This window comes from Rothia sp. HMSC072B03 (assembly GCF_001809565.1).
In the GTDB taxonomy this organism is placed as follows: Bacteria; Actinomycetota; Actinomycetes; order Actinomycetales; family Micrococcaceae; genus Rothia; species Rothia mucilaginosa_A.
In genome coordinates this window covers 80,519-90,354 of sequence record NZ_KV797966.1, presented here as the reverse complement: position 1 = coordinate 90,354, position 9,836 = coordinate 80,519, and the positions used below count along the sequence as shown (strand labels likewise).

Below are 9,836 nucleotides of genomic sequence, written 5' to 3'. Positions count from 1 at the left end.
TTACGCCTTACGGCGGTACACCACACCCTGATGCGCCCGCAGCGTGAAGCTCGAAGGCACCGGGCGGTTTGCCGCATCCACCAGATGAGAGGGAACCTTCACGGTCACATCCTTCGAGCCGGTGTTCAGGGCAGCCCAACCGCGCGTAAAGGTGCGGGTCTGAACCGTTCCCTGAACCACGATGCCGCCCGCGGCATCCCCCAGATCAAAGGTGAGCTCGGGGGCGTGGGGAATCTCGTCGTAGGCGTCATGGTGGGTCGCGCTAATACCGGTGAAGTTTCCCCCACCAAAGACCCAGAAGCCGGCCAGGCCGTAGAGGAAGTTCTCGTCCGTGCCGGTCAGGGGCGACTTCCGGTCGCTCAGGGGGGTGCGCAGAATCGTCACCTTCTTCTGCGTGGAGGCACCGCGCTTCAGGCCGGTGAGGTACACCCCGAGCGACACGTCGCCACCGGAACCGCGCGCAATATCGCGGCCCTGCATCACGGCGTAGGGCGAAGCCAGGTAATCGTTCGGGCCCCAGCCAAGCCACACCTCCTCGAAACCGCCGCCGTAGGCACTGTGGCGTTCCCACTTGCCCCAGCGCAGGCGCGACTCGGCAATATTGGGCACCAGAATCTTGCCGATGCCATTTAGTTCGGCGCCGGCAGAAGCCACCAGGCGGTCCAGGCCCTCACGAATCGTGGTCATAGACTGCACGCCCTGAATGGGCAGATTCAGACCGTAGTAGTCGTTCTCCACGTCGTTATCGCCCATAACGCCGTCGAAGGGCGAGTCGCGCATCTCGCGCACCACTGAATCCACCCAGTACCAGCGGTAGCCGGGGTTCCACACCTGCATCTGATAGTGCTTGGAATAACCCTTCCACTCGATGCGGTCGCCGTTGAGGCGATGCGCAAAGAAATCCTTACCGGAATTCGCCAGCGAGACGGCCTGCGCGAAAGACAGACCCGAGGAGTAGATGGGACCCGGCTCGTAGGAGCGGGTGGAGGACAGGCACTTATAGGCCAGGACCACCATCTGCGGGGCGTGCTTCTTGAGGTAGCGGGCAGCCTCCAGCTCCCAGGGCTGCAGAATCGCCACGGAGTAATTCTTGACCGCAAAGTCGAGCTGCTGCTGGGTGATGGGTTTTCCGCCGTAGCGGACCCAGGCACCAAACTTTCCCGGGCCGCCGAGCCGTTCGAACTTACTCGTCGCCATCGTACTCCGGGTCGAATTCGGGGGCGCGAGGGGGCAGCTTGCCCAGCTCACGGTAGATCGTGTTGTAGCGGTCCATGACCAGGCGCAGCTGGAAGAAGCTGACGATACGGTCGTAGGCGTTCACGCAGTAACGTTCGTAGATGCTGGGCTCCTCCATGAGGGTGCGCAGCGCCGCCGCGAAGCCGTGAATATCGCCGGGGATGGTCAAGATACCGCAGTTACCGATTTCGTGGCCGTCGGGGGCGACCAGCACATCGTCGATGAGCTGGGACATACCGCCCACGTCGGTGCTGACCAGCGGGATGGACGCAGCCATCGCCTCAAGCGCCACAATCGGCTGACCCTCATTGTAGCTGGGCATGAGCAGCAGGTCGAAGCGGTCCAGCATGGCGCGCACATTCACGGTTCCGTGGAAGGTGATGTACTCGCCCATGTTGAGCTCTTCGATGGTGCGCAGGCACAGCTCGTAGTACTCGGGCAGGTGGTCCTTGGGGCCGAGCACATCCAGGTGGAAGTTCACGAGGCCCTGATCGCGCAGCACCGCGAGGGAGCGAATCAGGTCGGTGAGGCCCTTAATGGGCACCACGCGGGCGATAAACACGAAGCGCCACACGTGGCCGCGTCCCTCGGCGAGGATGCGTGCACGGGCCGCCTGGCGGGCGTAGTAGGCCTCGGCAACGGACTCGATGAGCATGCCGTTGGGCAGGATGATCGCACGGTCCTTTTCGCCCTCGTTCATCTGGTCGATGGGCGCACCGATGCCGCGCGCCTCCTCCAGTGCCTTGGGGTACAGGTAGGTGGCCATATCGGCGCTCGGGTAGCAGAAGCGACCCATCTCCAGGAACCAGACGGACCAGGCTCGCTCGTCAAGGGTGATGGGGCCCAGGCCCGGGTGCTCACGCTCCTCAGCGAGGAAAGCGTAGTCGGTGGTAATCGGCTTCGCCATGTTGCGCTCGAGCTTGGTGTTGATGGTGTCGCGAATGTACAGGTTGTGCTCGGTCAGCAGGAAGCTGGTGCCGTGGTCACGGGCGGCAGCGGCAGCGATGAGAGCCGCGTAGCCGGTGGTGTGGGCGTGGTACACACGGGCATGGGGCATCCGCTCGTGCAGCAGCGCAAAGAGGATGGAAACGAAGTCGCGCACCTTCCAGAAGAGCTCGCCGAAGGGAACCTCGCTGAAGAACCCGAGGTTGGCGATAACCTGCATGAACTCTCGGGTACCGAAGAGCCCAAAGAGGTTGTAGGTGCGGGTGGCGGGGTTGATGCCCTCGTCGTAGAGCTTCCAGAGGGGGTTGACGTCGCCGGCGATGAGCGCGTTGAAGCCCTGGATGAGTCGATCAGCCAGCTCTCGACGCTGCGGCATCTTCATGTGCAGGCTGTCGGGATCGCACTCGGCGGCGAAGGCGGCACGGTTGACGTCGAGGCTCAGGTAGATCACCTTAACCCACTTGACGTTCTTGGGCATGCCGTAGAGATCCTCGTGCGGCGAGTTCTTATCCCACGCGATGTGGATAATGCCGAAGGAGAGGTCGGGGTTCTCAGAGACGATATCGTGCACCACCGCGGAGACGCCACCCTTGAGGTAGGGATAGGTGGACTCCATGATGATGGCGACATCGACATCCGGGTACTCGGGATCGGTGTAGTGCTCTCCGGGCTCCGGAAGCTGCAGAGGAGCATAGTGGTTTCGGTACATCTGTTCAGTCATTGGTTGTGTCTTTCACGGGCCGTGCTACGTGGTGTGTTCTTGGCCGGGCCCGCAGAACGATGTCTGCGGACCCGGCGTGCGGGCAGGCGTTACCAGGCGAGTGCGCGGCGCCAGAAGAGAGAGTATTCGGGTGATTGCCAAGCCTGACGGTACACCCGGTAGCAGGCGTACGCAAGGACTGCCTCGCCCACGATGATGGGCAGGTATCCGGTCTCGTTCGGCAGGATTGCGAAGCAGATCATGAGCAGAATGAGGTGCGCCGCGGAGAGCACCTGCACGGTCTTGAACATGGTCATGTACTCAATCTGGTAGATGAGCAGGGCGACGGCCACGAAGAGGAACGCGACGACCAGACCCATCAGCGCCAGCGGGAAGGAATCCGGCATGAAGATGAACATCAGGATGCCGGTAATGATGCCGCTACCGATGTAGACGAGTAGCGAGTTGCGAATCGAACGGTCGGAGGCACGGGTGGCCTTATGAGCCTCTTCGCGAACGCGGTTGTAGGGCAGGCGCTCGAACACGGTCCACAGGTACTGAATTGCGTCGTTGACGCGATCGGCCTCTACCACGAAGAAGTAGTTGTAAGCGATCACGGCGGGAATCAGGCTCATGTAAATGGCCACGACGTTAATCTCACCGGAGGTGGCCAGGAAGAGCATGTACTTATCGGCCCAGATGATGGAGCCGGTCAGGAAGCCACGCAGAGCATCCTTTGCGACGTCCTTGAGCGGAATATGCGCAAAGCGGAAGAGGTGCACAAAGTTCTTACCCAGGCCAATCAGCAGGATAAGCGAGCCAACGAGCGGCGGCAGGAACCAGATGATGGGGAAGAAGTACAGGGCCAGGGTGTAGCCGAGCCAGGCGATGAACCAGATAACGCGGTTCTTCGCGAGGTTGGGGATGACCAGCAGCTGCGCGAAGGCAATGTTGAGCACGCCGAGTACGAAGAAGGCACCGACGGCAGTCGCGTTCCACTTCAGTACGAGGGCAACCGGAATTGCGAAAAGCAACACCAGCGGCATGGTCACGAAGAAGAGGTAAATCCAGTTGCGGCTGAACGCGGCCAGGTCGGTAATGTCCTGGAACTGGGGTTCGTTCAGACGCTCGCGGGTAGCCTTCGCCTCGGCACGCTTGAGCTGATTCTCGAGCGTCTCAGCCTGGATGCGCAGGGTTTCGCGGGCATCCGCAATCTTCTTATGCTCCATCTGAATGGCTCGATAGAGCGGCAGGCAGGCGGCCTGGCTAAGCCAGGGCACGGTGATGGATGCAGCCAGAATCACCTGAATCAGGGGCACGCCACCCAAGTTGTACCTGTTGATGGTGGGCGTGACGATGGGGAAGACAGTGGTCAGCAGCGCGACCGGGGAAACGTATAGCAGAAAGTTAATGAGGAGGCGCCACGCGCTAGCGCGCTGTTCCTCGCTACCGTGGTTGGTGGACAACGTTGAAGACTTTCAGTCGAAATAGAGAGTATGCGGGCCCGGCCCGCAAACGGGCCGGAGATTAACGTTGAGTGAGTGATGGTGTCGTGCGTTATGTCGTACAGAGATGGCACCCCTCGCGGCGGCCAGGTGGGCCATCGGATTCGTACCGTCAATGCAAGCCGGATCAGCCTCATCCACCCGAGGGGGTTATTTGGCCGGGCAAGCATCCAAGACATCGCGTGTGGAGCCCCTCCCCTACGCCTAATATAGCGCGGGGCTTGCGCACGCAACGATGCCGCCGTCATCAATATACTGTACGCGTCAAGCAAAATGTTGAACTTTTATTCAACCCTAACTTGAATTTTAGGCGATTTGGAACACATTTTGCTCTCATGTTCATATGCCGTTAGGTGCATATGCAAGGCATCCCGGCCCCTCCAGCAGGAGGAAGCCGGGATGCTCAATGTACGGTTACCGTACCGCATTCACCGCTGTGCGACGGTGCGGCGCGGCTACCGCCTCGCGTTTAGGATGCGCTAGCGAGGGTGCGCAGGGCCACGGAGACCACAGCCAGTCGCGGGTGACCGGTTGCATCCGGAGCTGCCTCAGCAATCTCGTCGAGGATGCGGTCGATGTTACCCACGCGGGTCGGGTGCTCCTCAATCCAGCTGGCCAGAGCCTGCTGTGCACCGTCCACGGTGGAGAAGTCACCCTTCGCGCCCTCAGCCACGGACAGTGCCAGCTCTGCGGCGGTCTCGTAGAGGCCACCGCGCATTGCCTGGCGTGCCAGAATCTCCCAGCGGTCGCTACGGGGCAGCTCGGTGATAAGGCCGAGCAGCTCGTCCACCTTGAAGCGGTCGTAGGTGGCAAAGTAGACCGGTGCCAGCGAGGTTGCCTCGAAGTCGTGATCGGCGGCCGAACGAATCACGTCCAGCAGGGCGTAGCCCTCGAAGCCGCGAATCCAGATGATGATGAGGTCCTCGGGCAGGCCCCATGCCTCGCCCGCGTCGCGCTTTGCACGGACGCGAGCGCGAGAGATGCCGGAGAGGTACTCGGGCAGGTTGCGACGCATCTCGACGACGGAACCGAAGTTCTCGAGCAGCTCGGAGATGGTTGTGCCGGCAACCACGCCACGCTCGGTGATGAACCAACGGACCGCACGATCCAGAACGCGCTGGTTGTCGCGCAGCACGGTGAACCATGCGTCCAGCGGGGTCTTCGGGGACAGCTCGCTGTGCAGCTTAGCGGCGGTGCCGAGCTCGAAGAGCTCGCGGGCCACGATGAAGGCGCGGGCGACGGAGTCGATACCGACGTTGAACTCCTCCATGATGCGGTACGCGAAGGTGATGCCACCAATGTTGACCAGCTCGTTGGCCACGCGGGTGCAGATGATTTCCTTACGCAGCGGGTGCGAGTCCAGGTGCTGACCGAAGCGCTCGACGAGTGCTGCCGGGAAGTAGCTGCGCAGCACGCCCTCCAGGTAGGGGTCGTCCGCGAAGTCGGTCTGCTCCAGGGCGTGGGTGAGGTAAATCTTCACGTACGCAGCCAGGACAGCCAGCTCGGGGCGGGTCAGGCGGTCACCGGTGGTCTCCAGGCGCTCGTCCAGCTCCTCGTCGGTGGGCAGGAACTCGACGGCGCGGTTCAGGCCGGCGTGCTCCTCCAGGTCGTGCATGAGGCGCTTGTACAGGTTGGTGCCCAGGAAGGAACCGTGGAACTCGCCCTGCAGCAGTACGTTCTGGTTGACGTTGGTCTCGAGGACCTTGCCGCCAACCTCGTCCTGCAGGGACTCGATGAAGGAGGCGCGCTCCTCGCTGGAGAGCTCACCGCGAGCCACGAGGCGGTCCACCAGAATCTTGATGTTGACCTCGCGGTCACTGGTCTCCACACCTGCAGAGTTGTCGATAGCGTCGGTGTTGAGGATGACGCCGTTACGTGCGGCCTCGATGCGGCCCAGCTGGGTGAAGCCGAGGTTACCGCCCTCGCCCACAATCTTGGCGCGCAGATCCTTGCCGTTGACGCGCAGGGCGTCGTTAGCCTTATCGCCAACCTGTGCGTTGGTCTCGGTGGAGGCCTTCACGTAGGTACCGATACCGCCGTTGTAAATCAGGTCGACCGGTGCCTTGAGGATGGCGGAAATCAGCTCGGTCGGTGCGAGCTCGGTGACGGACTCGTCCAGGTCCAGAACCTCGCGCACCTCGGGGGTGATTTCGATGGACTTCAGGCCGCGGGAGTACACGCCACCACCGGCGGAAATCAGCTCGCGGTTGTAGTCCTGCCAGGAGGAACGGGGCAGGTTGTACAGGCGCTGACGCTCCTCGAAGGAGACGGCTGCGTCCGGGTTCGGGTCCAGGAAGATGTCGCGGTGGTCGAACGCTGCGACCAGGCGGGTTGCCTTGGAACGGAGCAGACCGTTACCGAACACGTCACCGGACATGTCGCCGATACCGACGGCGGTGAACTCTTCGGTCTGAGCGTCGTGGCCGAGCTCGGCGAAGTGACGCTTGACGGACTCCCAGGCACCGCGTGCGGTGATGCCCATTGCCTTGTGGTCGTAACCGACAGAGCCGCCGGATGCGAAGGCGTCGCCCAGCCAGAAGCCGCGCTCGAGGCTGATAGCGTTCGCGGTGTCGGAGAATGCGGCGGTACCCTTGTCCGCTGCGACCACCAGGTAGTAGTCGTTCTCGTCGCGTGCGATGACGCCCTCGGGGCGAACGACGGTCTCGGAGCCGTCGGTGCCAACCTCAAGGTTATCGGTGACATCCAGCAGGGAGCGGATGAAGACCTTGTAGGACTCGCGGCCCTCGGTGATCCAGGCGTCGCGATCCACAGCGGGGTCGGGCAGCTGCTTGGGGTAGAAACCGCCCTTTGCGCCGGTGGGGATGATGACAGCGTTCTTCACCATCTGAGCCTTGACCAGGCCCAGAACCTCGGTGCGGAAGTCGTCGCGGCGGTCGGACCAGCGCAGGCCGCCTCGTGCGACGTCGCCGAAGCGCAGGTGGACACCCTCGACGCGCGGGGAGTATACGAAAATCTCGAACTTGGGGCGCGGCAGGGGTGCGAAGTCAATCTGCTGCGGTGCAACCTTGATGGCGAATGCCTCGCGGCCCAGGTAGGCGTTGGTGCGCAGGATGGCGCGAATAACCTTGCTCAGGGAGCGCAGGTAGCGGTCGGCGTCCAGGGTGGGAATCTTGTTCAGTTCCTCAACCAGGGCCACCTCAATCTCTTCGCGGCGTGCGTTGCGCTGCTCGTCGTTCAGGCCGTTGTTCGGGTCGAAGCTGACGTTGAAGAACTCCACCAGGTGCTTGGTGATGCCGGGGTTGGCGAGCAGGGTGTTCGACATGAACGAGGGAGTGTAGCCCAGGCCCAGCTGAATCAGGTAGTGGTTCAGGGCGCGGAACAGGCGTACATCCTGCCAGGTGAGGCCCTCGGAGAGAATCAGGCGGTCCAGAGTATCGGACTCGCGCTCACCGAGCAGGTAGGCGTTCAGGGCGTCCTCGTAGAGGGATGCGACGGCGTTGGGGTCCACGCCCTCGGGGAACTCGGCCCCGAAGTCGTAGAGGTAGCCGTACTCTTCGCCGTCCTCAGGCTTGAACTCGTAGGGCTTCTGATCCACAACGACCAGGCCCATGTTCTGCATCACCGGCAGGAGCTCGGTGAGAGTGTGAGGTGCGGACAGGTAGGTCTTCAGTCGGGTAGTGTTGGCTTCGCCGGCTTCAACCTTGATTGCGGCGGGCTTCTTGCCCGAGAGAGATTCAAGAATCACGATATCCTCGATTGCTTGTTCTACTGTGTAATCGGCTCGGTAAGCTGCGCTGCTTGCGTCGGCCCAGGCTGACGCGAGTCGGCGGCCTTCCGCACCGGGTTTCCATGCCTCAATGGCAGCTGCGGTGGATTCCACCCAGGAGCGAGTGACCTGCTGCATCTGCTTTTCGAGAGCTTGATGATCCGTGGTCGGCACATCGTTGGGGTTGGTGAGCCGAATACGGAAGAATAGGCGGGCCAGCGACGAGGAGGACAGGTACACCTCGTAGTCGATGGCACTCAAATCAAATTCCTGTCGGAACACCCGCTCGATGCGGTACCGCACGTCAGTGTTGTAGTGATCGCGGGGCAGGTACACCACGGCGGTAATGAACCGATTAAATCGATCCGCGCGCAGGAAGAGACGGGTCTTGCGGCGCTCCTCCAGGCCCATGATGCCGCTGAACGTCTCGGTCAGCTCGTTGACCGAGGCCTGCAGCAGCTCCAGGCGCGGGTAATCTTCCAGCGCCCCGAGCAGGGCCTTATCAGAGTAGGAACCGGGGTGGTAACCCAGGCGGCGGCGCACCATGGCGATTCGCTCACGCACCAGGGGAGTCTCGATGGCGGGTAGCGAGTAGGCCTGCCGGGTAAACAGGCCCAGAATCACGTACTCACCGATGACGCGGCCGCTCATATCGAAGCGGCGCACACCAATGTAGTCCAGGTAGTCGTTGCGGGCCACCGTGGAACGGGAGTTAGCCTTCGTGATGTACACGGGGCGGGGGAAGAGAGCTCGGTCCAGGGTGTCGCCGGAAAGCGGGATGCGGCTCTTGCCCTCGGTCGAACGCAGGATGCCGAGCGCCGAACCGGGGCGGTCCACCAGGGCGATAGCGCCGGAGGTGCCGTCAAGCACGCGCTCCTTAACGCCCATGAACACGAAGTTGCCTCGGGTGAGCCAGCGCAGGAAGTCCTGTGCCACCTCCACGCGGGAGGCGGGCTCCACACCGCGCGGGTTGGCGGCGTAGGATTCCTCGCCGTGGCCGAGAGTGGCGCCGCGCAGCTCGTACATGGCCTGGGAGATATCAAAGACCGTGGTGACCATGCCCTCCAGGTCGGTGTAGCAGGCGCGCACATCGGCGAGCATGCGACGCACATCGTGCTCCAGCAGGCGCAGGTCGTCTTCGTTCAGGTAGCGGGTCAGGCGAATCGCAATCCAGGATTCAATGGTGACCGTGGACCCCTCGGGAGCGCCCTCGGAAAGCTGCAGGGAGGGCATACCGACGGCGGCGGTGTCGCCGCTGGCCAGGTTGGCTCGGGTGCCGGTGCCGCGCAGGCTGATGAGCTTGCCATCCGTATTGCGTTCGGCAAGGAAGATGGGGTGGAAAATCGCGAGGAATCCACCGAAATGCGCCGAAAGGTAGGCGGTCAGGGAGCTTACGATATGGGGCATGTCGTCCGTGGCGACGTACAGCGTGGTGTTGTAGTCATCATTGCGCGCGGCAACGACGGGCGTCTTGGGGGCGCGGATTTCAGCTAGCGCACGATGGGTGCGAGCCAAATCCTCTAATTCTGCCGGGGTGAATTCTTCACGCTCATCGTCAGGACTGTTCAGAAAATACTGCTCGATCCATGCATCGGCGCCAGCGAAGCGTGCCATAGCCTTGTCAGTCGTTGACAATCTATCCTCCGAAGGTAGGTATCACTTCACTGTGACGGTGTCTGTGCAACTCCACGCGGGTCGCGCGGACGGCACCACCCAAATGGGT

The 9,836-nt window shown here is 62.3% G+C and carries 4 protein-coding genes; all 4 read right to left on the bottom strand.

The genetic code is table 11. The features are described 5' to 3' along the window. The 4 genes from HMPREF2630_RS01785 to HMPREF2630_RS01770 all read right to left on the bottom strand — a co-directional run bounded on the left by HMPREF2630_RS01785 (position 1) and on the right by HMPREF2630_RS01770 (position 9,727). A complete protein-coding gene (locus HMPREF2630_RS01785) occupies positions 1 to 1,197 on the bottom strand; it encodes a putative glycoside hydrolase (protein WP_070483137.1) in 1,197 nt (398 codons plus the stop codon). Further along, on the bottom strand, positions 1,184 to 2,902 hold the full coding sequence (gene pelF, locus HMPREF2630_RS01780; protein ID WP_070483136.1) for a GT4 family glycosyltransferase PelF: 1,719 nt from the start codon (positions 2,900 to 2,902) through the stop codon (positions 1,184 to 1,186). Before pelF ends, HMPREF2630_RS01785 begins: the two co-directional genes overlap by 14 nt. Before the next feature lie 89 nt (positions 2,903 to 2,991). Next, positions 2,992 to 4,347 carry a membrane protein gene (locus tag HMPREF2630_RS01775; RefSeq protein WP_049344570.1) on the bottom strand — a complete coding sequence of 452 codons (1,356 nt, stop codon included), beginning with the start codon at positions 4,345 to 4,347 and terminating at the stop codon, positions 2,992 to 2,994. Between the two features lie 508 nt (positions 4,348 to 4,855). Beyond that, positions 4,856 to 9,727: an NAD-glutamate dehydrogenase gene (locus HMPREF2630_RS01770; RefSeq protein ID WP_070483133.1), complete on the bottom strand. Its 4,872-nt coding sequence runs from the start codon at positions 9,725 to 9,727 to the stop codon at positions 4,856 to 4,858. Between the last annotated feature and the right edge of the window lie 109 nt (positions 9,728 to 9,836).